The sequence below is a fragment of the Aurantiacibacter zhengii genome, from assembly GCF_003584125.1.
In the GTDB taxonomy this organism is placed as follows: Bacteria; Pseudomonadota; Alphaproteobacteria; order Sphingomonadales; family Sphingomonadaceae; genus Alteraurantiacibacter; species Alteraurantiacibacter zhengii.
Map to the genome: position 1 here is coordinate 201,203 of NZ_QXFL01000001.1, position 26,073 is coordinate 227,275.

Here is a 26,073-nt window from a genome sequence, read left to right on the forward strand (position 1 = left end):
TTGGTCCTGTGCCGGAGCCGCCGATGTCCGAACAACTAGCCCGCCTCCTTTCGATCATGGCCCGCCTTCGCGATCCGCAGCGCGGTTGCGAATGGGACGTTGCGCAAACGTTCGAAACCATTGCACCGTACACGATCGAGGAAGCCTACGAGGTTGCCGACGCTATCGAACGCGCCGACATGGCCGACCTGCGTGGTGAACTTGGCGACTTGCTTTTGCAGGTAGTTTTTCACGCCCGCATGGCCGAGGAAGCCGGTTGCTTCGATTTCGACGATGTCGCGCGTTCCATTGCGGACAAGATGGAGGCCCGGCACCCGCATATCTTCGGCGACGAAGGCGGCGTAATGGACGGCAAGCGCTGGGAGGATATCAAGGCAGCGGAACGCGCCGTGCAAGGTTCGACCAGCACTATGGACGGCGTGGCGCGCGCCTTGCCAGCCCTGATGCGCGCAGAAAAGTTGCAGAAACGCGCCGCACGAGACGGCTTTGACTGGCCTGACCACGATGGCCCGACGGAGAAACTGGCGGAGGAAATTCGCGAGCTGCACGAGGCAGACGATGCAACCCGCCAGGAAGAAGCCGGAGACCTGCTGTTTGCGGCAGTCAATCTGGTGCGATCATACGGGATCGGGGCAGAGGATGCCCTTAAGGCCGCCAACGCGAAGTTCGAGCGTCGCTATCGCGCGATGGAAGAGTTGGCTGATGGCAACTTTGCAAGCCGCGATCTGCATGGTCAGGAAGAGCTGTGGCAGGAAGTAAAACGCCAGGAACGCGAAGGTTAGAGCGTCTCGAAGCGGCCCCATTCCTTTTCCGTCAGGCGGACCTCGATATGGCGCATCGGGCCGTCGGAACCCTCTCCGCCATCATTGTCCGACAAAACTTCACCGTGGGCGTGCAGCCAGGCGATACGCGCGCCGTCCCTGGCCGGCAACATGAGCGAATGGCGCCGGGCGCCTTCTGTCAATTTCGCTCCCAGCTTTTCGCGTAGCGCGTCCACGCCCTCACCCGTTATGGCCGAGATTGGCATGACCGTGTCGTCGTTTTCCGCAATGCCCGCCAGTTCCTCGCGCATTTCAGGGTCGAGAAGGTCCCACTTGTTCCAGACTTCGAGGATTGTGGTCGGCTCCCCTTCCCCCTCTTCATCGGTCACTCCCAGATCCGCCAGCACCTGTAACACCTGCTTTTTCTGGGATGCCGTGTCTGGATTGGCGATGTCACGCACGTGCAGGACGATGTCGGCTGCCGTGACCTCTTCCAGGGTCGCTCGAAACGCTGCGACAAGCTGTGTCGGCAGGTCCGAGATAAAGCCCACCGTATCGGACAGGATCGCTTTCTCTATGCCCGGCAGAGTTACAGCGCGCATGGTCGGGTCGAGCGTTGCGAACAGCAGGTCTTCCGCCATCACATCCGCACCGGTCATGCGATTGAAAAGCGTGGATTTTCCGGCATTCGTGTATCCGACCAGTGCGATGACGGGCCACGGTGCCCTGCCCCGCCGCTTGCGGTGGAGTTCGCGGGTTTTGCGGACCTGTTCCAGCTCGCGGCGCAGCTTGGCCATGCGGTCGCGGATCAGGCGACGGTCGGCCTCGATCTGGGTTTCGCCCGGACCGCCGAGGAAGCCGAAGCCGCCACGCTGACGCTCAAGGTGGGTCCAGCTGCGCACGAGGCGGCTTGCCTGATAATCCAGGTGAGCGAGTTCTACCTGCAGCCGGCCTTCGGCAGTGGCTGCACGTTCTCCGAAAATTTCCAGGATCAGGCCGGTGCGATCGATGACCTTGCGGCCGATCTTCTCTTCCAGATTGCGTTGCTGGATGGGCGATAGCGCACCGTCGACAATGACGAGTTCCGCCTCGTGCAGTTCGCAGTCGGAGGCGATGCGTTGCACCTGCCCTTCCCCGAACAGGGTATTGGGACGCACTTCGCGCACAGGAATGATGAAAGCCTCGGCCACGACGATGCCGATCGCTAGCGCGAGCCCCTTTGCCTCTTCCAGACGTGCTTCGGGATCATCCTCGCGGCGCTGTGCGCGGATGTCCGGGCAGACGACAAGCGCCCGCGCCCCGCGGGTGACTTCACCTTCAATATCGTCGTCGACAATCAGTCGCTTTCGCCTTCGTCATCTTCCAGATCGTCGTCGGTCAGGTCGACCGGCCGATCGGGCTGGATCGTGGATACAGCATGCTTGTATGCAAGCTGCACATAGCCATCACGTTCCAACAACATGCAGAAAAGGTCGAAACTGGCGATCCGTCCCTGCAGCATCACACCGTTCACCAGGAACATCGTCACCTGCACGTCCGCATCGCGAACGCGGGTGAGGAAGATGTCCTGCAACAGGCGAAGCTTGCGGTTACCGTCGGGCCCGCTGCCGAACTGTTCGGCATCGACGGGCTGCCCGGGCATGATGGTGGAAATCGCGTGCTTGTAGACAAGCTGCGATTGCCCGTCCCGCCGCAGCAGGATCGAAAAATTGTCGAACCAAGTCACGATACCCTGCAGCTTCACTCCTTTCACGAGAAACATCGTGACGGGAATCTTTTCGCGGCGGACGTGATTCAGGAAAATATCCTGCAAATTGGCATTCTTGCCATTCCCGGCAGGTTTCGCGGCGCGCGATTCGGGTTCTGCCACCGGTCGTGGCCGTGCCGAAAGGGTGCCCTTGGCCATTCTTCTGACTCCATCGTTTTTGGCAGGTGTAAGCCCGCAATCTGGCAAATCCGTGAAACAGTTTCAGGATCCCCCGGCCGCACTTTTGTGCAATGCAGCGTATAATACAAAAAACTTTCCGGCAGCAATTGGTTCCTTGCCTGACCAAAAGTTCCGGCTGAGGAGCCTAGTCTTCGTCGCCGTTGCTGTTGCGTTCGTTCATCCCCAGCAGCTTCAACTTGCGATGCAGCGCCGACCGCTCCATCCCGATGAAGCCTGCAGTCTTGGAGATATTTCCCGAAAAGCGTCGGATCTGGATGCGCAGGTACTCGCGCTCGAAACTTTCCCGTGCCTCGCGCAAGGGCACGCCCATCAGCGACGATATGCCCCCACCACCCTCGTCGGAGCTGCCGGTGATTTCAGGAGGCAACATATCGGGCGTAATGGCGCTGAAATCCTCGCGCGGGGCAAGAATCACCGTGCGTTCGATCACGTTGCGCAACTGGCGGACATTCCCCGGCCAGTCATAGGCCTGCATCGCCGCCAGTGCCTCCGGTGCGACCGTGGGCGGCTCCAGCCCCTGCTCGCGCGCGTAGCGGGTGAAGAAATGATCGGCCAGGGCCGGTATGTCGTCCCGGCGCTCCGACAGGGCCGGAATTTCAATGGGCACCACATTGAGGCGGTAGAACAGGTCTTCGCGGAAACGTTTCTCCTCGATTTCGCCCAACAGGTCCCGCGCAGTGGAGGATACGACCCGAACGTCCACGCCCACCTGCCGGCTGCCGCCTACACGCACGAAGCTCTGGTCGGTCAGCACGCGCAGTATGCGCGCTTGCGTGCTCTCTGGCATATCGGCCACTTCGTCGAGATACAGCGTGCCGCCGTCGGCCATTTCCAGCAGTCCGGGGCGGACGAGCTTGCCATCGGCCTCCTCCCCGAACAGCTCGTGCTCGAACCGCTCCGGCGTGATGCGGGCGGAATTGACCGTGACGAAAGCCTTGTCCGCACGCGGGCTCCATGCGTGAAGAAGCCTTGCAGCCACTTCCTTGCCCGCCCCTGCCGGGCCGCTCACCAGCACGCGGCTGCCGGTATTTGCCACGCGCTTCAAAGTGGCGCGCACGGCGTTGATGGCGCTGGAGTTGCCGGTAAACTCGTCGGTGCTTGCCATCCCTTCACGCAGACGCTCGTTTTCGCGGCGCAGCCGCTCGGTTTCCGTTGCACGCGCGACGAGGTGCAGCAGTTTTTCCGCCTCGAACGGCTTTTCGATGAAGTCCATCGCCCCGCGGCTGACCGCGGATACGGCGGTATCGACATTGCCGTGGCCGGAGAAGATGATGACCGGCAGGTTGGGCTCGCGCTGCTTGACGGCATCCAGCACTTCCAATCCGTCCATCGGGCTGCCGTGAAGCCATACGTCGAGCAGGACGAGGCTGGGCCGACGTTCATCGATCATGGCCAGCGCGCTGGCGCTATCACCCGCGGTGCGGCAGTCATAGCCTTCGTCGCTGAGGACGCCGGCAACGAGATCGCGAATGTCGCGTTCGTCATCGACGACCAGGATATCGAGTGCCATTCAGTGCTCTCCTGCAAAAATCATTCGGCCGCTTCGCTGTTCTCATCCAGGTCACCCGGATGCACTGCGAAGCGCAGTGTTGCCTTGGTGCCGCCCTCTGGAAGGGCAGCGAATTCGAGATCGCCGGCGTGTTCTTCGACGATCTTCTTCACGATGGCGAGGCCGAGCCCGGTGCCCTTCTCGCGCGTGGTGACGTATGGCTCGATCACGTTTTCGCCGCCCTGTGGCAGCCCGATGCCGTTGTCGGTAACGGCGATCTCGATATGGTCACCGTCGCGTTCCATCGTCACGGTAATGCGCCCGCGCCAGTCGACTGGCGCATCGGGACCGCGTGCATCCACCGCCTCGGCAGCGTTTTTCAGCACGTTGGTCATTGCCTGGCCAACCTGGTGCCGATCGCATTCTATCGGCGGAATGTCGCTTCCGGCGGAAAAGCCGTAGGTGATCTCGGGGTGCGCGACTTCCTGCAGGAACAGCGCCTGGCGCACCAGGTCGACGGCGTCCTCGCTGCGGAAGACGGGTTTGGGCAAGCGGGCGAAGCTGGAGAACTCGTCCACCATCTTGCGCAGGTCACCCACCTGCCGGATAATCGTGCCGGTCAGCTCGTCGAAGAGTTCGACATCCTTGTCGATCTGCTTGGAATAGCGCCGCTTCAATCTCTCGGTCGCCAGCTGGATCGGCGTGAGGGGGTTCTTGATCTCGTGCGCGATGCGGCGCGCCACGTCGGACCAGGCCGCCTGTCGCTGGTCGAGCAACTGGCGGGTGATATCCTCGAAAGTGATCACATATCCACCGGCGTCAGGGGCCAGCTGTACCGCCAGCGTAAGCAATTCCCCGCGACGGCTGAACTGGATGATCTCGCCCATCGAGCCTTCGCTGACCAGTTTGGCGAGCGGCGGGGCAACCTCCTCCAGCGGCACGTTGACCGGGACGGGGCCTTCGCGATCGAGCAGGAGGCGCTGCGCAGAATTGTTCATCAGCTGAATGCGCCCTTCCCCGTTGATGGAGACGATGCCGGCCGTGATCGATTGCAGAACCGCCTCGATAAATGCGCGCCGCTCGTCGAGCTGCCTGTTGGCGCCCAGCAGTGCATCGGTCTGGCGCTCGATCTGCGCGCTCATCCGGTTGAACGCACGGTTGAGCAGACCGATCTCGTCCTGCCCTGTGCGCCCGGATACGCGCATGGCATAGTTGCCCGCGCCGATTTCCTGCGCCACCTCGGCCAGTTCCGCGAGTGGTTTCACCTGGCGGTCGGCAAAGCGCAAAGCGGCCCAGACTGCCAGAGCGACCAGCGCCAGGGACACGCCAAACAGGGCGAAGTTGAACTGCAACTGCAGCACCCGGGCGCGCTCTGTCAGGTCGTCATAGGCACCCGCGACGTTCTGCGCCTGGCGGTAGAGCCGCGCCGCCTCGGGCCGCGCGTCGCGGGCGACGTAGACATACAGGTCCAGCTCGCGGTCCAGCATGGCCGTGGCTTCGGTCCGTTCGGGAGAGGACGACACGGTGAACGGCTGACCTTCGCGCAAAGGCTCCACCACGGAGTTGTTGATGCGCTGGCGTTCGCGGTCGTCCTCCGGGTCAGCAAGGGCGATCAGCCGGTATTCGCCGTCGCCGGTCAGGCGTATGATCGCCGCCTCGCTCAGCTCGCGCGAGTACGCCTGATTATAGAGCTGGTCGATAAATTCCACGCTGGCGACCGGCACGTTCTGCATCACGAACCGCATGTCGCCTGCCATGGCGACGGCATTGTTGCCCACGCCGCGCAGGTTCTCGTCGTAGTAACCTTCCGCAAGGTTGTTCGCATTCTCCAGGATGCCGCGCGAATCGTCACTGAACCAGAACTGCACCCCAGACTGGAAAAGGATCGATGCGAACACGGCCACGATCAGCGTGGGAATTGCGGCGAGGAGAGAGAAAAAGAACACCAGGTTCACATGCAGGCGGGCAGTGGTGCTGCCGGCCCTGCGGATCGCAATGCGGCGGCCCCACAGCACAATCAGGCCAAGGGCTGGCAGCAAGGTGCCCACCAGCAGCGTCGCCGCCTGCCAGGATGGGATCGGCTCGCCATCGCTTGGCCGCCCTGCCAGCGTGAACCACACGGTCAGGACCATCAGCGCCAGCGCCACGTAGCAAAGCACTTCGAGCCAGAAAAATAGGTTCAGCTTGCGTGAAGCCACAGCCGCGCGGCGCAGGAAGCGCGAGCGTTTGGAGGCAGTTTCCGCCGCTTCGGAGTGTGGCGCTTCTGTCACGTTGCAGGCTTACAACAACGCTGTTGCAGCTTTGCAAGTTAAAAGCGCTGTAATCCCCTAATTGCGAGAGAAACTGTCCGGGTCGATCTCCAGTTCGGACAGCCGTTTGCGCAGGGTATTGCGGTTAATGCCCAGCAACTGGGCAGCCTTCAGCTGGTTGCCTCCGGTGCGCGAAAGGGCATGGCGGAATATCGGCCGTTCCAGTTCTGCCAGGGCTTCATGATAGAGATTCCCCGGCGAGAATTGGATCTCATCCAGCCAGCTGTCGACGGCAGACCCGATATCTTGCTGCGACGCCTGGCCGCCGCTCGCAGGAGCCGTATCGAGCAAAGAGCGCACCGTTGCCGCGTCGATCACATCCTCTCGCGATAGCAGTGCCGCGCGATAGACGAGGTTCTGCAGTTCGCGCACGTTCCCTCGCCACGGTTGCTGCGCCAGCAACTGCGCCGCATCCTCTGCCAGCGATCGCCGCGGCAGCCCCTCGTTGGCCGCGCGGGACAGGAAGTGCAGTGCAAGCGGAGCGATGTCGGTGGTACGGTCGCGCAGCGGCGGGAGTTTGATCGGCACCACGTTGAGCCGGTAATAGAGATCCTCGCGAAAATCGCCTGCTGCTATGAGAGGCAACAGATCGCGGTTGGTCGCCGCGACGATACGGACGTTCACCGCGATCTCCTCGCTGCCGCCCACCCTGCGGATGCGACCCGATTGCAGCGCACGAAGCAGACGGGTCTGCGCTTCTGCCGGCATGTCGCCGATTTCGTCCAGGAACAGCGTGCCGCCATGCGCCTGCTCGAACTTGCCGATATGGCGGGCGGTGGCCCCTGTGAAAGCGCCCTTCTCGTGCCCGAACAACTCGCTCTCTATCAGTTCGCGCGGAATTGCGGCGGTATTGACCGCGACGAAGGGGCCTTGCTTGCGGGCACCGAGTTCGTGGATGGCTTCGGCCACCAGTTCCTTGCCCGTTCCGCTCTCACCCAGCACCAGCACGGTAAGGTCGTTGCCAAGAACGCGGGTGATCAGACGATAGACCTCCTGCATGGCCTGACTGCGCCCGATCAGCGGCAGCCCCTGGGCCCCAGCCTCCTCGCCTATCATGCCGGTCTTGCGGCTATCGACGGCCTGGCGCGTCGCCCGCACCAGTTCGTTGAGGTCGAAAGGCTTGGGAAAATATTCGAAAGCACCGCGTTCCGTGGCGCGCACCGCGGTATCGAGCGTATTCTGCGCGGACAGGATGATCACCGGCATTTCCGGATACCGCTCGCGCACGGCGCCCAGCGTCTCGATACCGTCTCCGTCCAGCAGCATGACATCGGTCAGCATGACCCCGTAATCGCGCTGCTCGAGAGAGGCATCTCGACCAGCCACGGTGTCGCAGGTATCGACTTCGAACCCCTCGTCCTCCAGCGCTACGCGAATGACCGTGGCGATTGCGTTGTCGTCTTCTACCAGCAAGGCGTGGTGAGCCATGCCTTTCCCCTCCTGAATCAGCGCGCCACGGGCAGGTGAATACGGAAATGCGTCCACCCCCGGGCATCGTCGCGTTCGTGGCTTACACGGCCGTCCATGTCGCGCACCAGTTTCTGCACCAGGGCCAGCCCCAGCCCCTGCCCGTTCGTCTTGCTGGAGACGAAGGGCTCGAAAATGTCATCGCGGATCGCTGGGTCAACGCCGGGTCCGTTGTCGCTGATGGTAATCTCGATCGGTAATTTGACCGGTCTGCCCAGGCGGATGACGTTCATCACCATGCCGCTGACGAACCGCGTGCGGACCGTCACCTGCGGGGCTACGCTGTCGCCGCAGGCATCGCAGGCGTTGGCCATCAGGTTCACCAGCACCTGCACCAGCGCGCCTTCGTTGGCGAGGACTGGCGGGAGCGACGGATCAAATTCCTCGCGCCAGGCGACCGTCGATGCGCTGGAGATCCGTACGGTTTCGTAAGCCCGCCGGATCGCCTGATGAAGGATAACAGGCCCCACCGGTTCCGCGCGTTCGCGGCCTAGTCGCTGCATGCGATCTATCAGTTGGGCAATGCGATCGACCTCGTCGGCAATCAGGTTCGTCAGCGCCTTTTCCGTGTCGCCAACCTTTCGTGCCAGCAGCTGGGATGCCCCACGAATGGCTGCCAGCGGGTTCTTGATTTCGTGCGCCAGAACGGCGGGGCCGCGCAACTGTCCGCGCCGCTCGTGCTCCTCGAACCGCTCGCCCTGGCTCGCATCGGACAAGGTTGCCATGCGCCATCCCGGATGATCGGAAAGGGTTGAAACGGTGATATTCAGGCGCAGGTCGCGATTGCCGATACGGGCATCCACGCCCCGGGCGACCAGTTGACGCTCCACATCGCGCAGTCGGTCGACGATGCCGGGCTGATCGAAGGCGAGTACTTCGAGGAACGACTTGCCCTTCATCCGCTTCAGGCTAAGCCCCAGCAGGCTTTCGGCAGCGGGATTGGCCTCCCGGATAACCTGTGCGGGATCGAGCAACAGCAATCCGAATGACAGGCCGTGAAGCTGCTCGCGCGCGGCGGGCAGCGCGGTATCCTCCTCGCTCACGCAGCCCGGCGCCTGAGGAAAGGTGCGTAGAACCGCTCGAGCTCGCCCTTCACCTGTGCCGGGTCCTCGATGAAGTTCACCTTGTTGCGGAAGTCGGCGCTGCCGTGCATCCCCTTGGTGTACCAGCCAAGGTGCTTGCGGGCGATCTTCACGCCAACGTCCTCGCCGTAATGTTCCAGCATGGCGTCGTAATGTTCGGCGACGGTTTCGTACTGTTCGTCGAAACTGGGGCTCTCAAGCATTTCGCCGGTGTGCCACCAATGCATGACCTGCCCCAACAGCCAAGGCCTGCCGTAGGCGCCGCGCCCGATCATCAGGCCGTCGGCACCCGACTGCTCCAGCGCCTGCGCGGCATCGGGGATGGAGCAGATGTCGCCGTTGACGATGACGGGGATCGAAACCGCATCCTTTACCTTGCGTATAAACGACCAGTCGGCGCTGCCCTTGTACATCTGGTTGCGCGTGCGGCCGTGGACTGTGATCATCTTCACACCAAGGTCCTCGGCAATCCGGCTGAGTTCGGGTGCGTTGAGGCTGGCATGATCCCAGCCCATGCGCATCTTCACCGTAACCGGGACGGACACGGCCTTTACCGTCGCTTCCATCAGCTTGGTCGCCAAGCCGACTTCGCGCATCAGCGCGCTGCCGGCTAGCTGGCCCACCACTTTGCGCACGGGGCAACCGAAGTTGATGTCGATCACCGCAGCGCCGTTGTCTTCCTGCAGCTTGGCCGCCTCGCCCATGGAAACGGGGTCGCAGCCCACCAGCTGCATGGACACCGGTTCCTCGGTCGGATGCCACTCCGCCTTCTGGATGGACTGGCGCGTTTCGCGGATGGCTGCCTCGCTGGCAATCATTTCGGTCACGTTGAGGCCCGAGCCATAGCGGCGCACCAGCGTGCGGAACGGCAGGTCCGTCACCCCAGTCATCGGCGCGAGCACGACCGGGCAATCGATCCGCACGGGGCCGATATCGACAGGCGTAATCGCCGGGGGAGAAGGGATTGCGTTTGCGCTCATGAATCTGATGCCTAAAATATAGGCAGGCGCATAGTGGATTGCGAGGACAGTCTCAAGCGGCTAGCTCGCTGCCCTGTGTCGATGACCCAATCCAATTCGCCCGAACCGCCTTTCGCAGCGATCGTCGTCGCAGCTGGAAAAGGTACGCGGTCGGGACAGACGCTGCCAAAACAGTTCGCACCGTGGCGCGGGAAGCCGGTCCTGCGCCATTCGATAGACGCCCTGCGCAAGGCGGGTTGCGCCCACATCGTTATTGTTGCTCCTGCCGGAATGCACCAGATGGCGCGCGATGCGGCAGGTGTTACCAAAGGCCTGAGTGTGATCGACGGCGGGGCTACACGCCAGCAATCGGTTGCCGCGGGGCTGGAAGCGCTTGCCGACATCGGTTTCGAGCGCGTGCTGATCCACGATGCGGCGCGTCCAGACGTGCCCGGCGAGGTAATCCGGCGCTTGCTGTCCGCCCTCGAAATCCGCGCGGGCGCAATTCCCGTCCTTCCGGTAGTGGATTCGATTGTCGTCGCCGATGGCGAGCTGATGGCCGCAGACGCCAAACGCGACACCCTGCGGCGCGTGCAGACCCCGCAGGCCTTCCGCTATGCCGAGATACTTGCGGCCCACCGCACCTGGCCGGGTGAACCTGTGGCGGGCGACGATGCCCAGGTCTTGCGCGCAGCAGGAGGCGAGGTAGCAATGGTCGACGGCGACGAGCGACTGAAGAAACTCACCTTTGCGGAGGATTTCGTGTCCCAGACTGCCCCTGCCCTGCCCGTGCGTGTCGGCATGGGATACGATGTCCACCGGCTGGCAGCAGGCGAGGAACTGTGGCTGTGCGGGCTGCAAATCCCGCATGACAAGGGGCTCGCAGGCCATTCCGACGCGGATGTTGGCCTTCATGCCGTGGTGGATGCCATTCTGGGCGCGATGGCGATGGGGGATATCGGCCAGCATTTTCCGCCCAGCGATCCACAGTGGAAGGGCGCGCGTTCGGCGCAGTTCGTCGAACATGCGGTGAAACTTGCGGGCGATGCGGGCTATGTCGTCGGCAATGTGGACCTGACGCTGATCTGCGAAGCGCCCAAGATCGGCCCTCACCGCGATGCAATGCAGGCAAGGCTGGCGGAACTGCTGGGCACTGCCGCCGGTTCGGTTAGCGTGAAGGCTACCACAACAGAGAAACTGGGCTTTACCGGCCGCGGCGAGGGCATCGCGGCCCAGGCCGTGGCAACCATGGTGGCGAAAACATGAGCGATTTCCTGCTTCCCGACGACATCGTGACCCTCGCCCGCCGCGTGGTGGAAGAGAACGCTGCGGCCGGGCGCAAGATCGTTCTGGCGGAAAGCTGCACCGGCGGACTGGTCGCCGCTGCCCTCACCGAGATCCCCGGCAGCTCTGCCGTGCTGGACAGGTCCTTCGTCACCTATTCGAACGAGGCCAAGCAGGGCGAACTTGGCGTGGCTAGCGACATCATCGAAGCGTTCGGCGCGGTGTCGATCGCCTGCGTCTACGCCATGGCCCGCGGCGCGCTGGAGAACAGCGACGCCGACGTTGCAGTTGCAATCAGCGGTGTAGCGGGGCCAGGAGGCGGCAGCGACACAAAGCCGGTTGGCACCGTCGTGTTCGCGCGGCTGGAGAAGGGACAGGAAGAGCCCGAGGCAGAAGATCGGCTATTCGAGAATACCGGTCGTTCCGGCGTGCGCCGTCAGGCCACGCTTTGTGCGCTGGAGCTGCTGCTGCCGTAAAGTTCCGCCGCGCGGGCCTCGAACGCAGTCACCATCTTGCGGAAGGCGCGGTCGATGTACTGCCCGGCCAGCGTTTCGAACATGATGTTCTTGAAACTGAAGTCCACGCAGAAGTCGATCTCGCAACCACCGTCGGGCAGGTCGCGGAAAGTCCAGTTGTTGTCGAGGTCGCGCAGGGGTCCGTCGACGTAGTGAACATGGATGCTGCTGGGGCGCTCCTTCACCACTTTCGAAGTGAACTTCTCGCGCAGCGCCTTGAACCCGACCAGCATGTCTGCGGTCATTTCCGTCTCGCTATCCTGCCGCACGCGGGTGGCGACCACCCATGGCAGGAACTCGGGATACCTGTCGACGTCGGCGACAAGGTCGAACATCTGCTCTGCCGTGTAGGGCAGGCGGTGGGTTTCGCGGATGGAGGGCATCAGGCGCCCTTCCCTTCCTTCGCCCTCTGCTTTTCCAGCCGGGCTTCCCGTGCGGCGCGCATTTCGGCGAAATCATCGCCGGCGTGGTAGCTGGAACGGGTCAGCGGCGTGGCGGCCACCTGAAGGAAACCTTTCGCACGGGCGATGGAGCCGAACGCGTCGAACGCCTTTGGCGTCACGAAATCTTCGACCTTGGCGTGTTTTGGCGTGGGCTGAAGGTACTGGCCCATGGTGATGAAATCGACATCCGCGCTGCGCATGTCGTCCATTACCTGGTGCACTTCCAGACGCTGTTCGCCTAGGCCCAGCATGATACCGGACTTGGTGAAGATCAGCGGGTTGTGGCTCTTCACCTCTTCCAGCAGCCGTAGCGAAGCATAATAGCGCGCCCCGGGCCGGATGGTGGGATAGAGACGCGGCACCGTTTCGAGGTTGTGGTTGTAAACATCTGGCCCGGCTTCACAAATCGCTTCGACCGCCGCACGCATCTTGCCCCGGAAATCGGGCGTGAGGATCTCGATGGTCGTGTCGGGTGTCTCGCGTCGCAGCGCCTTGATCACTTTCACAAACTGGTTCGCGCCGCCATCGGGCAGGTCGTCGCGGTCGACGCTGGTGATGACGATGTGTTCGAGGCCCATCTTGGCCGCGGCGATGGCGGTGTTCTCCGGCTCCATCGGATCGACCATGCGGGGCATGCCCGTTTTCACGTTGCAGAACGCGCAGGCCCTAGTGCAGACATCGCCAAGGATCATCACCGTGGCGTGCTTTTTCTCCCAGCATTCCCCGATATTCGGACATGCCGCCTCTTCGCAGACGGTGTTCAGGTTGAGGTCGCGCATCAGCTTGCGCGTTTCCTGAAAACCCTTGCTGGTCGGCGCTTTCACGCGAATCCAGTCCGGCTTGCGCTGACGGGCCGGGCGTTCTTCTTCCGGGGCGGGTGCAGATGAGAGGTCGTTCATTGGCTGCCCACTTAGTGCCCTACCCTCGACTGGGCAACCCGCATGACCTTCAGCCCACTTGCCGAATCTGGAAAATCACGGCAGCGATAGTCGCATGAAGACATTTGACCAAATGATCGGCGGCTACAGCCGCTTTCGCGAGACCGATTGGGAACAGCAGCGTGAGCGCTGGGAGGAGCTGAAGGAAGGCCAGTCGCCGCAGGTTATGGTGATATCCTGTTCCGATAGCCGGGTGGACCCTGCACAGATTTTCGACGTAGCTCCCGGTGAGCTGTTCGTCGTGCGCAATGTCGCTGCCCTCGTGCCCCCGTTCGAAACCACGCCAGGCCGCCACGGTGTGTCCGCGGCGCTTGAATTTGCGGTGCAGTTCCTGAAGGTGAAGGAAGTCGTGGTCATGGGCCACGGCATGTGCGGCGGCTGCCAGGCCGCGCTGACGCAAGACTTGCACGGCAATGAACTTGGTGCCGGGGGGTTCGTTGCTCACTGGATCGACATGCTGGACGAAACGCGTGGGCCCATTGCTGAAAAGCTCGGCACCACCGGCCGCGAGGCGGAACGCGCCATGGAACTGGCAGCCGTGAAAGTCAGCCTTGCCAACCTGCGCACTTTCCCGTGCGTGCAGGAAAAGGAAGCCGCTGGAGAACTGGGCCTGCGCGGTGCTTACTTCGCCATTTCCGATGGCATCCTGCATTTGCTGGACGAGGAAAGCGGAGAATTCCGACCGGCATAAGAAATCCCCCGCGCCATTGCTGACGCGGGGGCTTTTTTCTCAGCCAGCCAGTTGGCTTACATGTTGTCGACAGCCTTGCTGACGAGGATGTTCACTGAAACGCGGCGGTTCTGTGCCCGCCCGGCCGGCGTGGTGTTGTCGGCCAGCGGATCTGCCTCGGCCATGCCGGTCGGCGTCAGCATGCGCCACGGCTGCCAGTCACACTGCTGCTGGAGATAGTTGACCACACGGCCCGCGCGGCGTTCGCTCAGCGTCTGGTTGTAGTCATAGTCCCCGACATCGTCGGTATAGCCGACCACGAGCAGCAGGGCATTATCCATGCCGCCAGCTTCACGCGCGGTGTCGCACAGCTCGCGCTGCGAAGCGGGAGTGAGGTTCCATTTGCCGGTGTCGAAATAGACATTGGCCGTTCCGCGAACGTTATACTGGTCGATATTGGCAACGCGGCCGCGCAGCGCTTCGGTAGCAACCGCGTTTTCCTCGATCGCCATCTCGTTCTCGGTGAAACGCTGGTTCGTCGCGCCGCGGATCATGGCTGCGGTCTCGAGGTCATCGTCCTTGAAGCGGACACGGCTGGCCACCAGCCCGCCTTCCCATTGCACGGTCTCGACAGTCACCGGCAGGCCGTTGAGCAGCGAGTCACGGCCCAGTTCGGTCCGGCCAAGGCCCAGGAAGCCACCGCGCGCACGAATGTCGGTCGTGTCGGCAACGAAGACCGTGGTGCTCTGCCCGTTCTCTGCCGTCACCTGCATTTCACGGCCGCGACGCTGCGAGATGAAACCGTCGATCTCCGGCCCATCTTCCAGCCCGGAAAGATCGCTTGGCAGCGTACCGTAGACATCGATCCGGTCGGTCTGGACGTTCGCCTGGGCGCTGGCGGGACGAAGCTCCTGCGCGGAAAGCGAGCCGGAAGCGGGGAGCGCCATGGCGGCGACAAGGGCAAGGCCCAGAGGCTTGTGGGAATTGATCTTCATCTTGAAACTCCTTCGAAACGATCAGGCCGGCACGGCGCGTGATGCACTGCTGCTGGCCCGCAAGAACTTGTGCGGTCTCCATATATTCACGTTGATGCGCATCAGGGCTTTCGACCGGACCGCGCTTCAAACGTGGCTCCTGTTAAGATTTCCCTGTCGCGAAAATGAACGCGGGTGAAAGACTGGCAAATCGAGGGACCGCAAGAGCGCCCCTTGCGATAGACCGAGTGCCTGCAACCTAGGGCGCGACACTTTTCTGCCGCAATCTGTGACATGAAAATCCCGCGAAGGATTGCGGCCTTGCCCGCACTTGCTTTCCGCGAGCGGTGCCGCCATTTCATCGCCCATGCCTGAAGCCAATCTAAAGAACATCGCCCTGCTCATCGATGCAGACAATGCCAGCCATCACGGTATCGACCCGGTGCTGACCGTTCTGGCAGAGCTGGGGCAGGTTAATATCCGCAGGGCCTATGGCAACTGGGCCAAGCCCGCCCTCTCCAACTGGAATCAGATTTCGCACCGCTACGGCCTCCAGCCGGTGCAGCAGTTCGACCTGACCAAGGGCAAGAACGCCACCGATATTGCCATGACCATCGATGCCATCGACCTGCTGAATGCAGGCAAGGTGGACGGTTTCGGTATCATGAGCAGCGACAGCGACTTCACGCCGCTGGTTACCCGTCTGCGGCAGGACGGCCTTATTGTCTATGGCTTCGGCAGCGAGAAGGCGCCCAACGCTTTCAAGACGGCCTGTACCCGCTACATCGATGTTGACCAGCTTATCCGCACCTCTTCGGATGACACCAAGCCCGGTAGCGGCGGCGCGATCGACTCCGAATTGATCGAGCTGCTCGGTGCCGCGTGGAAAGCTGCCAGCCGCGATGACGAAGGGTTCGCCCGCCTGCACGAGGTGGGCCAGATCGCCGGTAACCGTTCCAGCTTCGACGTGCGTAACCATGGGTTCAAGCGGCTGTCGGACCTGATGCAAGCGGCGGGTGAGAACTTCAAGATGGAACGTCGCGACGACAAGCAGCTTTACGTGAAGCGACTGCGCTGACAGCGCCTTCCGCGCGCTTTCCTACAAGTCTGGCTATCAGGTCATGTGGCGGGCGATGGTCTTGCCCTGCCCCACCCACCTCGAACTGCGCCGATCGCCAGGCAAGCCAATGGTTTGCTGGCGTAAACGCCCGGCGGCGACATTCTCCCCTGAACGGTGTTCCAGGTGTTCCAGATTAACTGCCTGCCTGCGCATCTCGGCACAAACATGCGCTTCGCCCGTTGCTGGGGAAACGGTTCAGAGGAGTAACCCCGCATGGTCGACAAGTCCGAGAAGTTCAATTGGTTGGTACGGGTGGGCTACTTCAGCCGCGCCATCCTCTATTCGGTCGTCGGCCTCATCGCCCTCACCAGCGCTGGCAAGATTGCAAACGGGACGAACGGCGTATTCCTCGCCATCGAGGACTTCCCCGCCGGCACCGCGATCCTGTGGATCATGGTAGTCGGCCTCACCGCGTATGGCCTCTTCCGCCTGTGTTCGCCTCTTTTCGACATCGAAAACGAAGGCTCCGACGCGAAGGGCTGGGGTAAGCGCCTCGGCCACCTCGGCAGTGCCATCGGCCACTTTGCGCTGGCATTCTCGGCCTACAAGTTCGCCAGCAGCGAAGGCAGTGGATCGGGTGATGGCGGCTCCGGCGGTGGCGGCGCGCAGGAAGCGGCTTCCGGCGTACTGTCCATGGAATTTGGCGGCATCATCCTCGGCCTGCTTGGGATTGCCTTCTTTATCGCCGCATTTGCCCAAGGCAAAAAGGCAGTCACTGGTGAATTCATGAACCGCATTTCCGCACAGGCACCAGATCATACCCGCACGATCGGAGCGATTGGCTACGCGGCCCGCGCCGTTGTGTTCGTGGTGATCGGCTGGTCGCTGTTCCAGGCTGGCTTCATGTCGGCCGGCGGCGAACAGGTTAAGACGCTTGGCGACGCTGTCGCGAGCCTTGCCGATGATGGCTTCATCTTCACTCTGGTCGCTATCGGCCTGATCGCCTTTGGCATCCTGTCGCTGATACTCGCCCGCTACCGGATCATTCCGGAAATGGGCCCCGATGGAAAGGTCCCCCATTTCCGCGCATGAGCGACATGAGCAACACACCCGATACCCAGGCCAGTTCAGGGGCGCGCGGTCAAAAGACCGCGCGCCTCCATCGCATGGTGATGGAAAAGCACGTCTGTCCCTATGGCCTGAAGGCAAAATGGCTGCTGGAGCGTAAAGGTTACACAGTCGAAGACCACTACCTCACCAATCGCGAGGAAACCGACGCGTTCAAGGAAAAGCATGGCGTGAAGACTACCCCGCAGGTTTTCATCGACGATGAACGGATCGGGGGATACGATGCGCTGCGCAAGCACTTCGGCAATCCGCCAAAGGACGATAGCGAGACCAGCTACACCCCGGTCATCGCGGTATTCGCAGTGGGTCTTGGACTGGCGCTGGCGCTCAGCTGGTGGAGCTTTGGCACGCCGCTGACGATCCGCGCGGGCGAATGGTTCGTCGCTTTCTCGATGGCGATGCTCGCCATGCTGAAGCTGCAGGATGTGGAGCAGTTCTCCACCATGTTCCTCGGCTACGACCTGCTGGCGAAGCGATGGGTGCCCTATGCCTACCTCTACCCGTTCCTGGAAGCGGGAGCCGCCATCCTGATGGCAGGCCGGGTGCTGCCGTGGATATCCATACCCGTCGCACTGGTTATCGGTACGATCGGCGCGGTCAGCGTATTCTACGCCGTCTATATCCAGAAGCGCGAGATTAAGTGCGCCTGCGTGGGGGGTAGCGCAAATGTCCCGCTTGGCTTCGTCTCGCTGACGGAAAACCTTGCCATGATCGGCATGGGCATCTGGATGCTGGTGCGCCCCGCCCTGATATAGGCATCACGCGCCGCAGGATACGGTGCCAGCCCCCTGGTATATGACCCGGTCCCACCGGTCCCGCAGCCAGACAGTCCCTTCGTAAAAGGCACTCCCGTTTGTGTCGTCTGTCCGCTTGCCGTCAATTTGCAGTCGCAGCGAATATTCGCGGCCGTTGTAAAGCGATCGGCTGTTGGCAGGCAGTTCGCGCGAGCCGGGATCGGCGGCAAACCGGATAACATCTCCGTCTATCTTCACGAACGCATCGGCCTCACGCGCAATCACGCGGGCACCCATGCTGGTGCCGGGAGCGTACGAACAGGCAAGGCCGAACAGGTCGTTGGCTTCCATGTCAGGATAGAGCAGCGGTTCGGGCACGACTTCAATCAGCGGAGGTGCCTGGTCATTCGCCTCGCGCACGCGTTCCGCCAGTTCGCGATCCTGCTCCGCGCGCTCGGCATCGGTCAATTCATCGCCGCACGACGCAAGCGCAGCACCCAGGCAAAGGATTACAGCCCAGCGCATCAATGCCTCCCGAACAGTTTTTCTACATCATCCATGGACAGTTTCACCCATGTCGGGCGACCATGGTTGCACTGCCCTGAACGCGGCGTGGCTTCCATCTCGCGCAGGAGTGCATTCATCTCGGCAACGTTCAACGTACGGCCGGCGCGAACCGATCCGTGACAGGCCATGGTCGCGAGGACATGCTCGATCTTCTCGCCCAGCAGCAGCGAAGCGCCGTGCTTGGCCAGATCGTCTGCCAGATCGACAAGCAATTTCGCCGGATCGGCTTTCTTAAGCGTTCCGGGTAAGGCGCGCACTAGCATCGCGTTGGGACCGAAGCGCTCGATCACCAGTCCAAGCGTCGCGAAATGATCGATCTGCTCTTCCAGGCGGTCGCAGGCGGGCTCGTCCATCTCGACAACCTCGGGCATCAGCAGCGCCTGGCTGGCAGCTACCCGGTCGCCAGCACCCGCGGCGCGCAACCGTTCCAGCACGATGCGTTCATGCGCGGCGTGCTGGTCCACCAGCACCAGCCCGTCGGATGCCTCCGCCACGATGTAGGTCTTGGCAACCTGCCCCCGGGCAATGCCAAGCGGATATTGCTCGGCGTTTTCCGGCAGCACCTCTGCGGTTTCCGCCCTCCCCTGCGGCGCGGCGAGGACATCTGCCTCGCTCGCCCAGTCCATCCGCGGCTCGGCAACGTGCGAAGTCGATGACCGCGAGGCGGACCAGTCGCGCCCGGCAAAGATCGATCGCAACGCAGCAGCCGGCTCGTCGCGCACCGGCTCCTGCTGCCAGCGACTCATCGCGCCGGAGTCGGGTGACTGTGCGGAACGGCGATCTCCGGTCGAAAGGGCCTGCCGCAAGCCGGAAACGATGAAACCGCGCACTGCCGCAGAATCGCGGAAACGAACCTCTGTCTTGGCGGGATGGACGTTGACGTCGACATCGGCGTAAGGAATTTCGAGAAACAAGGCCAGCACCGCATGGCGATCGCGTGCCAGCATGTCGGCATAGGCACCGCGCACCGCGCCGGTGAGCAGGCGATCCTTCACCGGGCGACCGTTCACGAACAGGTACTGGTGATCGGCAATGCCGCGATTGTAGGTCGGCAGGCCGGCGATGCCGGTCAGTCGCATCGTGCCTTCACCGGAAGGCCGCTCAAGGTCCAGCGAGACCGCGTTATCCGCCAGTTCCCGCGCCACGATCTGCGCGACACGCGACTCGGTCCCCTCCCCGCCCTGCACCTGGAAGATGCGGCGTCTACCATGCTCGAACGTAAAGCCGATGTCGGGCCGCGCCATTGCAAGGCGCTTCACCACATCCTGGCAGGCGGCGTATTCACTGCGCGAAGTCCGCAGGAACTTGCGCCGTGCCGGTACCTTGCCGAACAGGTTCTCCACCCGCACCCGGGTGCCGGGGGGCAAGGCGGCAGGGCCTTCCTCTACCAGGGCCCCATGGTCGACGACCCGCCTCCACCCCTGATCGGCCCCGCGCACCCGGCTTTCCAGGGTTAGCCGGGACACGCTGCCAATCGAAGGCAAGGCCTCCCCGCGAAAGCCAAGTGTGCCGACCTGTTCGATCGCTTCATCGGGCAGTTTGGACGTGGCGTGCCGTTCGAGCGCCAGCGCCATCTCGTCGCTGGACATGCCGCAGCCATCGTCGGTAATCTCGATAGAACCCAGGCCGCCCTCGACAATCGAGACAGCAATGCGCGAGGCGCCAGCGTCGATGGCGTTCTCCACCAGTTCCTTCAATGCAGACGCCGGACGCTCCACCACCTCGCCAGCGGCGATGCGGTTGACGAGCGTTTCCGGAAGGCGACGAATTTGCGGCATCCAGCCATCCTATCGGCCACTCGCCGCATTTTCGAGGCGAACCGCGACAAAACTGCATGTTTGTCGACAAATTTTTTGGCCTTTACCGCAATCAGGCGTTAAAGACCCGCCAATTCCTGAACACCTGCGGCGGATGCACGGAGTCTCTCCGTGACGAAGCTCACCTAAAATACGGATTTCTCGATGAGTTCTTTCTTCTCCAATCTCTTCAAGTTCGGTTCGCAGAACATGGCCATCGACCTCGGCACGGCGAACACTCTCGTCTACGTCCAGGATCGCGGCATCGTTCTGAATGAACCTTCCGTCGTGGCCATCGAGACGCTGAACGGTGTGAAGCGCGTCAAGGCCGTGGGTGAAGATGCCAAGATGATGATGGGCAAGACCCCCGACAGCATCGAGGCGATCCGCCCGCTGCGCGATGGCGTGATCGCCGACATCGAAATCGCCGAGGAGATGATCAAGCACTTCATCCGCAAGGTGCACAACAAGCGCACTTTGCTGCGGTATCCGGAAATCGTGATCTGCGTGCCCTCGGGCTCGACCTCGGTCGAGCGCCGCGCCATTCGCGACGCGGCCAGCAATGCCGGCGCTTCCGAAGTTTTCCTGATCCTCGAGCCCATGGCTGCCGCCATCGGTGCCGACATGCCCGTGACCGAACCGGTCGGCTCGATGGTCGTCGATATCGGCGGCGGCACCACCGAAGTTGCCGTGCTCTCGCTGCGGGGCCTTGCCTACACCACGTCGGTTCGCACCGGAGGTGACAAGATGGACGAGGCCATCGTCTCCTACGTGCGCCGCCATCACAACCTGCTGATCGGCGATGCCACGGCAGAGCGGATCAAGAAGGAATACGGCATCGCAACCGTGCCGGAAGATGGTGTTGGCGAAAGCATCATCATCAAGGGCCGTGACCTGGTGAACGGCGTTCCCAAGGAAATCACGATCAACCAGGCGCACATCGCCGAAGCGCTTTCCGAACCGATCGGCGCGATCGTCGAAGGGGTTCGCATCGCCCTTGAAAACACTGCGCCCGAACTGGCGGCGGACATCGTCGACCAGGGGATCGTGCTCACCGGCGGCGGGGCGCTGATTGCCGGACTTGACGATCACATCAAGGAAGAGACCGGGCTACCGGTCAGCATTGCCGAGGATCCATTGACCTGCGTGGCCATTGGTACCGGCAAGGCGATGGAAGACCCCATTTATCGTGGCGTCTTGATGACCGCATAAGCAGTGGAAGTTTCTGGAGGTACCGGCGGTTATGGCGCCGCCATCGGCTAAGCGATCAGGTTCAAACAAGAAGGCGCAGCTAGGGCTGTTCGCCGGATATCTTGCTGCGGGTCTCGGGGCGACCCTTGGCTTGCTCCTGCTGGCAATCTCCCTCTGGCGTCCGGAAACCTTCAACGGGCTTCGCTCCATGGCCAGCGATGCTGCAGCACCTGTCGGTGAGGTAGGCGCCGCCGGCCGCGTGGGATCGCGCAATTTCTTCGAGGCGATTGCAGGCTATTACAACGCCGGAAGCAAGAATGCCGAGCTGGAGGAAGAAATCCGCATCGCCCGCGTTCGGCTGGCCGAGGCCCGGGCGCTGGAGCAAGAGAACGAACGGCTGCGCGCCGTTCTGCAACTTGTCGAAGGCGACGTGGAGCCGGTTACCACCGCCCGCCTGATCGGATCGACTTCCAGCAGCGCGCGGCGCTTTGCCTTCCTTTCCGCAGGAAGGCGTGACGGCGTGGCACCCGGCATGCCGGTCACATCGCCTCTTGGCCTGGTGGGCCGCGTTCTCGAAGTCGGCGCCAATACGTCTCGCGTCCTGTTGCTGACCGATACCGATAGCGTGGTTCCCGTTCGGCGTGCGACGGACAACACGGTCGCCTTCGCCGAAGGGCGCGCCGACGGTTCGCTCCGCATCAGGCTGATAAACCTTGGCATCAACCCACTGAAGGAAGGCGACATTTTCGTGACGTCGGGTGCAGGGGGACTGTTCCATCCCGGCACGGCGGTGGCCATGGTGACAGAGGTGACAGACGACGGCGCGATCGGGCAACTGCTCAGCAATCCAGCCGCAACCGACGTCGTGATCGTCAAACCGATCTGGCAAGGCAATGTCGTGACAGACATGGACGCTCCGCTCGGTTCCGTCGATTCCGAAGGTGATGAGTCAAGCTCGTCGCAGGACGAAGAGTAATGGAACGGCTGGCCACCCGCGCCCGGCGTGACGCTTATGGCAGCAAGATCAACCGCGACCACTCGCCGGTGCTCGCCTACGGCGTTCCGTGGATCACGATCATGCTCGGCTCGCTTACGCCATTGCTGCCGGTAATCGCGCCTGCGCCTATTCTTCCTCCGATGGGATACCTGCTGCTGCTCGCATGGCGACTGCTGCGCCCGGGTCTCCTGCCGATGTGGGCTGGCCTGCCGCTGGGCTTTTTCAACGATCTCTATTCCGGCCAGCCTATCGGCAGTGGCATATTCCTTTTTTCCATAACGATGATCGCGCTGGAGCTTCTCGAGCTCCGCTTTCCCTGGCGCAGTTTCTGGCAGGACTGGCTGGTCGCAGCCCTGTTCATTCCGGTCTTCCTTCTGGCAAGCGCACTGTTTTCAGGCACTTCGCTGGGAATTGCCAACCTGCCGCTGCTCATCCCCCAACTCTTGCTATCGGTGGTGGTGTTTCCCATTGTTGCAAAGATGGTTGCACTTCTCGACAGGTTTAGGCTGACGCGCGTGAGGCGGATCGGCTAGGCCATGGATCGCAAGCTTACGTCGAATTCCCTCAAGCAGACTTTTGACAGGCGCAGTTTCGTTGTCGGCTCTATCCAGGGCGGCATCGGCCTGCTGCTGGCGGCGCGCATGGGCTACATCGCGGTTGCCGAGAACGAGAAGTACGAGATGGAGGCGGAGAGCAACCGGGTGAACCTCACCCTGATCCCGCCGCGCCGTGGCTGGATTCTCGATCGCAACGGCTCCCCGCTCGCCTCCAACCGGGCGGATTTCCGCGTCGACATCATCCCCGAGCGGCTGGAGAATGCTGACGCGACGGTGGAACTGCTGGGCGACCTGCTCGAATTCAGCGAGCCGGAAAAGGCCGACCTGCGTGACCGGCTGGAAGAATCGCGCGGGTTTGCAGCCGTGCCCGTCGCCAATGGTCTCGATTACGAGAAATTCGCCGCAGTCAGCGTGCGCATTCCGGAATTGCCCGGCGTAATACCTCAGCGCGGTTATTCGCGGTTCTACCCCACGGGGGCCTCGGTCGGGCACCTTATCGGCTATGTCGGCACACCCAGTCGCGAGGAATACGACGAGGATCCCAAACCGCTGCTGCTGACGCCCGGTTTCAAACTGGGCAAGGACGGGATCGAGAAGCAGTTCGAGCAGCAGTTGCGCGGGGAGCCGGGCGCACGCCGGGTGGAAGTGACCGCATCGGGACGGATCGTGCGAGACCTCGAAACGCGCGAGGACGTTCAGGGTAACGCGGTGCAATTGACCATCGACGGTCCCCTGCAGGATTACGCTGCCCGTCGCATCGGACTGGAATCGGGCTCCGTCGTGGTCATGGATTGCGAAACGGGCGAACTCCTGTGCATGGCCTCCATGCCCAGCTTCGATCCCAACAGCTTCTCAGACGGTATTGGCCGCGTGGAATTCGCAATGCTGCGCGACAACGATCGTGTGCCATTGCGCAACAAGACATTGAAGGGTCTTTACCCGCCGGGCTCCACGGTAAAGCCGATGCACGCAATGGCTTTCATGCACGAAGGGGTTTCGCCCGACGAAGCAATCATGTGCAATGGCGGCAGGCGCATTGGCAACCGGTTCTTCAATTGCTGGAGCAATCATGGCCGGGTCGATATGGCCAAGGCCGTCTACCAGAGCTGCGACAGCTATTTCTATCACTTCGCCCAGCAGGTCGGCTTCGACAAGGTGGCCCGCTTCGCTCACCAGTTCGGACTGGGCGAGGAATTCGATCTTCCTGTTGCCAGCCAATTCTACGGGACTGTTCCGGATCCCGAATGGAAGCTGGAAAAGTACGGCTCGGAATGGCAGCCATACGACACGGTGAACGCATCGATTGGCCAAGGCTATTATCTCGCCAGCCCCTTGCAGCTTGCCGTCATGAGCGCGCGCATCGCCACCGGCTTTGCCGTGACGCCCTCGCTGATCAAGCCTGACACGGCCCCGAAATTTGCCTCCATGAACTACCGTCCCGACGAGATCGCCTACATCCGGCAGGCGATGAGTGACGTTGTCAACGGCCCCGGCACCGCCGGGCGCGCCCGCTTGCCGCTCGAGGACGTTCTTCTGGCAGGCAAGACCGGCACGGCGCAGGTCGTCAGCCTCAGCGTTTCGGATGGCCGCTCCGGCCCCTGGCGCTACCGCGATCACGGCCTGTTCGTGTTCTTCGCCCCGTTCGACAAGCCCCGCTATGCCGGTGCCGTGGTCATCGAGCACGGCGGCGGTTCGGGCGCCGCCTACCCGGTTGCCCGCGATGTCATGACCTTCCTGCTCGATCCGCAAAAAGGGCTGGAAGCCCTGCACGCGCTGGAGGAGCAGTGGGGCGGCACCGCCCAGGAGAGACTGGATCGCCAGTACCAGGCCTATGCTTCAGCAGCCGGTGTGGACTTGCCCCCCGCCCCCCCGCCGGTCACGCTATCGGAGCAGGTAGATGCAGAGGCGCGCGCCGCCTATTCGGGACCGGAACAGGCCGACAGCACCGTGTTCAGCCCACGTGACGAAGCAAACCCGCGGGCCGAGGATACGACGACATGAGGGGCGCGGTAAGCCTTCCTGCCCCGATCGCACAGTTCCCGTGGCGGGTGGTTATTCCCCTCACCATGCTTGTCGCCTTTGGCGCTGCGGTGTTGCACTCTGCTGCGGGCGGCTCCTTCAGTCCCTACGCTGGATCACACCTGCTGCGTTTCGGTGTGTTCCTGATCGTGGCCCTGGTGATGTCCTACTTTCCAGAGGACTGGGCGCGGTTCGTTGCGATCCCCGGTTATATCGCGATCCTGCTGCTGCTCATGGCGGTCGAAGCGGTCGGACAACTGGGTGGCGGCAGCCAGCGCTGGCTGGAGCTTGGCTTCATTCGCCTGCAACCCTCGGAATTGATGAAACCCGGTATCGTCCTCATTCTTGCGGCGTTCTATCACTCCCTGCCGGTGGGCATGATCGGCAGCTGGCGGGCTCTGCTCGTTCCGGCAGGGCTGCTCGCCGTGCCCATGGGGCTGGTGTTGCTGCAACCCGACCTCGGTACGTCGCTCGCCATAGCCTTCGGCGGCGTTGTGGTGATGTTCCTCGCCGGCATTCCGCAGAAATGGTTCATAGGTGGCGGCCTGGCCGCCGTGTGTGCAGCGCCGCTTGCGTACTTCTTCGGGCTTCAACCCTATCAGCAGCAGCGTGTGCTCACCTTCCTGGATCCGGCTAGCGACCCGCAGGGAAGCGGCTACCATATCATCCAGTCCAAGATCGCGATCGGGTCCGGCGGGCTGTCCGGCAAAGGCTTTGGCGAGGGGTCGCAAAGCCAGCTGAACTACCTGCCGGAGCCTCATACCGACTTCGTGTTTGCCACTATGGCCGAAGAATGGGGGTTGATCGGTGGTCTCTTCGTCCTGCTCGTCTTCGGAATCGTGCTGCGCTGGGGCCTGCTGACCGCTCGCGATGCCAAGACCCGCTTTTCGCGGCTACTGGCAGGTGGCATGACCGCGACGATTTTCTTCTATGTCGCCGTGAACCTCATGATGGTGATGGGGCTGGCACCGGTTGTCGGCATTCCGCTGCCTTTCATGAGCCATGGCGGGTCCTCGATGATGACGAACATGCTGTGTGTGGGCGCCCTCATGATGGTCGAACGCTGGAACCGCCAGTCGACTTCGGCAGGTTTGTGACGCAACCTCTTTACACGCCTGCAACAATCGCTATTTGAACGCCTCCCGGCGGATCGCACTGGCGAATCACCGGCCACCAGCGATCACC

Annotated in this window: 24 protein-coding genes; 12 read left to right on the forward strand and 12 right to left on the reverse strand. The window is 62.5% G+C overall.

Translation table 11 applies throughout. From position 1 onward, the window contains the following. Window positions 1–23 precede the first annotated feature (23 nt). Window positions 24–782, forward strand: a complete 759-nt coding sequence (gene mazG / locus D2V07_RS00975; RefSeq protein ID WP_119584162.1) for a nucleoside triphosphate pyrophosphohydrolase — start codon at window positions 24–26, stop codon at window positions 780–782. Here mazG and hflX read toward each other — a convergent pair. The 7 genes from hflX to dusB form a co-directional block, all read right to left on the reverse strand. Continuing rightward, window positions 779–2,098, reverse strand: a complete 1,320-nt coding sequence (hflX, locus tag D2V07_RS00980; protein ID WP_199698719.1) for a GTPase HflX — start codon at window positions 2,096–2,098, stop codon at window positions 779–781. The two genes, mazG and hflX, sit on opposite strands and share 4 nt — an antisense overlap. Continuing rightward, window positions 2,098–2,667, reverse strand: coding sequence for an RNA chaperone Hfq (gene hfq, locus D2V07_RS00985; protein WP_119584164.1), 570 nt, complete (start codon window positions 2,665–2,667; stop codon window positions 2,098–2,100). Before hfq ends, hflX begins: the two co-directional genes overlap by 1 nt. 166 nt (window positions 2,668–2,833) lie before the next feature. Then, window positions 2,834–4,219, reverse strand: coding sequence for a nitrogen assimilation response regulator NtrX (gene ntrX / locus D2V07_RS00990; protein ID WP_119584165.1), 1,386 nt, complete (start codon window positions 4,217–4,219; stop codon window positions 2,834–2,836). 20 nt (window positions 4,220–4,239) lie between these two features. Beyond that, complete coding sequence (locus D2V07_RS00995) at window positions 4,240–6,468, reverse strand: sensor histidine kinase (protein ID WP_233548189.1); 2,229 nt, start codon at window positions 6,466–6,468, stop codon at window positions 4,240–4,242. Between the two features lie 57 nt (window positions 6,469–6,525). Then, window positions 6,526–7,935 (reverse strand): sigma-54-dependent transcriptional regulator, encoded by a 1,410-nt coding sequence (locus D2V07_RS01000; protein WP_119584166.1) that lies wholly within the window; start codon window positions 7,933–7,935, stop codon window positions 6,526–6,528. 17 nt (window positions 7,936–7,952) lie between these two features. After that, on the reverse strand, window positions 7,953–9,017 hold the full coding sequence (locus D2V07_RS01005; protein ID WP_119584167.1) for a two-component system sensor histidine kinase NtrB: 1,065 nt from the start codon (window positions 9,015–9,017) through the stop codon (window positions 7,953–7,955). Then, window positions 9,014–10,036 (reverse strand): tRNA dihydrouridine synthase DusB, encoded by a 1,023-nt coding sequence (gene dusB / locus D2V07_RS01010; protein ID WP_119584168.1) that lies wholly within the window; start codon window positions 10,034–10,036, stop codon window positions 9,014–9,016. Before dusB ends, D2V07_RS01005 begins: the two co-directional genes overlap by 4 nt. A gap of 81 nt (window positions 10,037–10,117) precedes the next feature. Between dusB and D2V07_RS01015 the strand changes: the two genes are divergently transcribed. Next, on the forward strand, window positions 10,118–11,281 hold the full coding sequence (locus tag D2V07_RS01015) for a bifunctional 2-C-methyl-D-erythritol 4-phosphate cytidylyltransferase/2-C-methyl-D-erythritol 2,4-cyclodiphosphate synthase (RefSeq protein ID WP_119584787.1): 1,164 nt from the start codon (window positions 10,118–10,120) through the stop codon (window positions 11,279–11,281). Continuing rightward, window positions 11,278–11,775: a CinA family protein gene (locus D2V07_RS01020; protein ID WP_119584169.1), complete on the forward strand. Its 498-nt coding sequence runs from the start codon at window positions 11,278–11,280 to the stop codon at window positions 11,773–11,775. Before D2V07_RS01015 ends, D2V07_RS01020 begins: the two co-directional genes overlap by 4 nt. On the opposite strand, the gene D2V07_RS01025 is transcribed toward D2V07_RS01020, so the two are convergent. Together D2V07_RS01025 and lipA are read right to left on the reverse strand one after the other, a co-directional pair. Beyond that, complete coding sequence (locus D2V07_RS01025; RefSeq protein WP_119584170.1) at window positions 11,736–12,197, reverse strand: type II toxin-antitoxin system RatA family toxin; 462 nt, start codon at window positions 12,195–12,197, stop codon at window positions 11,736–11,738. The genes D2V07_RS01020 and D2V07_RS01025 overlap by 40 nt on opposite strands. Beyond that, window positions 12,197–13,156, reverse strand: a complete 960-nt coding sequence (gene lipA / locus D2V07_RS01030; protein ID WP_119584171.1) for a lipoyl synthase — start codon at window positions 13,154–13,156, stop codon at window positions 12,197–12,199. Before lipA ends, D2V07_RS01025 begins: the two co-directional genes overlap by 1 nt. Before the next feature lie 94 nt (window positions 13,157–13,250). Here lipA and D2V07_RS01035 point away from each other — a divergent pair, with 94 nt between their 5' ends. Beyond that, window positions 13,251–13,886, forward strand: a complete 636-nt coding sequence (locus tag D2V07_RS01035) for a carbonic anhydrase (protein WP_119584172.1) — start codon at window positions 13,251–13,253, stop codon at window positions 13,884–13,886. A gap of 56 nt (window positions 13,887–13,942) precedes the next feature. On the opposite strand, the gene D2V07_RS01040 is transcribed toward D2V07_RS01035, so the two are convergent. Further along, on the reverse strand, window positions 13,943–14,860 hold the full coding sequence (locus D2V07_RS01040) for an OmpA family protein (protein ID WP_119584173.1): 918 nt from the start codon (window positions 14,858–14,860) through the stop codon (window positions 13,943–13,945). 346 nt (window positions 14,861–15,206) lie between these two features. Here D2V07_RS01040 and D2V07_RS01045 point away from each other — a divergent pair, with 346 nt between their 5' ends. The 3 genes from D2V07_RS01045 (at window position 15,207) to D2V07_RS01055 (ending at window position 17,782) form a co-directional block, all read left to right on the forward strand. Beyond that, window positions 15,207–15,917 (forward strand): NYN domain-containing protein, encoded by a 711-nt coding sequence (locus tag D2V07_RS01045; RefSeq protein ID WP_119584174.1) that lies wholly within the window; start codon window positions 15,207–15,209, stop codon window positions 15,915–15,917. A 255-nt stretch (window positions 15,918–16,172) separates the two neighbouring features. After that, window positions 16,173–16,991 carry a DUF1206 domain-containing protein gene (locus D2V07_RS01050; RefSeq protein ID WP_119584175.1) on the forward strand — a complete coding sequence of 273 codons (819 nt, stop codon included), beginning with the start codon at window positions 16,173–16,175 and terminating at the stop codon, window positions 16,989–16,991. Between the two features lie 5 nt (window positions 16,992–16,996). After that, on the forward strand, window positions 16,997–17,782 hold the full coding sequence (locus D2V07_RS01055; RefSeq protein WP_119584789.1) for a glutaredoxin family protein: 786 nt from the start codon (window positions 16,997–16,999) through the stop codon (window positions 17,780–17,782). 3 nt (window positions 17,783–17,785) lie between these two features. On the opposite strand, the gene D2V07_RS01060 is transcribed toward D2V07_RS01055, so the two are convergent. Both D2V07_RS01060 and mutL read right to left on the reverse strand, forming a co-directional pair. Further along, a complete protein-coding gene (locus tag D2V07_RS01060; RefSeq protein WP_119584176.1) occupies window positions 17,786–18,286 on the reverse strand; it encodes a hypothetical protein in 501 nt (166 codons plus the stop codon). Then, a complete protein-coding gene (gene mutL, locus D2V07_RS01065; protein WP_119584177.1) occupies window positions 18,286–20,106 on the reverse strand; it encodes a DNA mismatch repair endonuclease MutL in 1,821 nt (606 codons plus the stop codon). Before mutL ends, D2V07_RS01060 begins: the two co-directional genes overlap by 1 nt. Before the next feature lie 183 nt (window positions 20,107–20,289). Here mutL and D2V07_RS01070 point away from each other — a divergent pair, with 183 nt between their 5' ends. From D2V07_RS01070 to rodA, 5 genes are all read left to right on the forward strand, one after another. Further along, window positions 20,290–21,336, forward strand: a complete 1,047-nt coding sequence (locus D2V07_RS01070; protein WP_119584178.1) for a rod shape-determining protein — start codon at window positions 20,290–20,292, stop codon at window positions 21,334–21,336. Between the two features lie 130 nt (window positions 21,337–21,466). Continuing rightward, entirely contained in the window at window positions 21,467–22,291 is an 825-nt protein-coding gene (gene mreC, locus D2V07_RS01075; protein WP_325048994.1) for a rod shape-determining protein MreC, read from the forward strand. Continuing rightward, a complete protein-coding gene (gene mreD / locus D2V07_RS01080) occupies window positions 22,291–22,845 on the forward strand; it encodes a rod shape-determining protein MreD (protein WP_119584180.1) in 555 nt (184 codons plus the stop codon). Before mreC ends, mreD begins: the two co-directional genes overlap by 1 nt. A gap of 3 nt (window positions 22,846–22,848) precedes the next feature. Further along, window positions 22,849–24,870: a penicillin-binding protein 2 gene (mrdA, locus tag D2V07_RS01085; protein ID WP_119584181.1), complete on the forward strand. Its 2,022-nt coding sequence runs from the start codon at window positions 22,849–22,851 to the stop codon at window positions 24,868–24,870. Continuing rightward, the gene (rodA, locus tag D2V07_RS01090; RefSeq protein WP_119584182.1) at window positions 24,867–25,985 is read left to right on the forward strand and encodes a rod shape-determining protein RodA; all 1,119 of its coding nucleotides are present in this window, start codon (window positions 24,867–24,869) and stop codon (window positions 25,983–25,985) included. The genes mrdA and rodA overlap by 4 nt, the downstream gene beginning before the upstream one ends. Window positions 25,986–26,073: the final 88 nt, after the last annotated feature.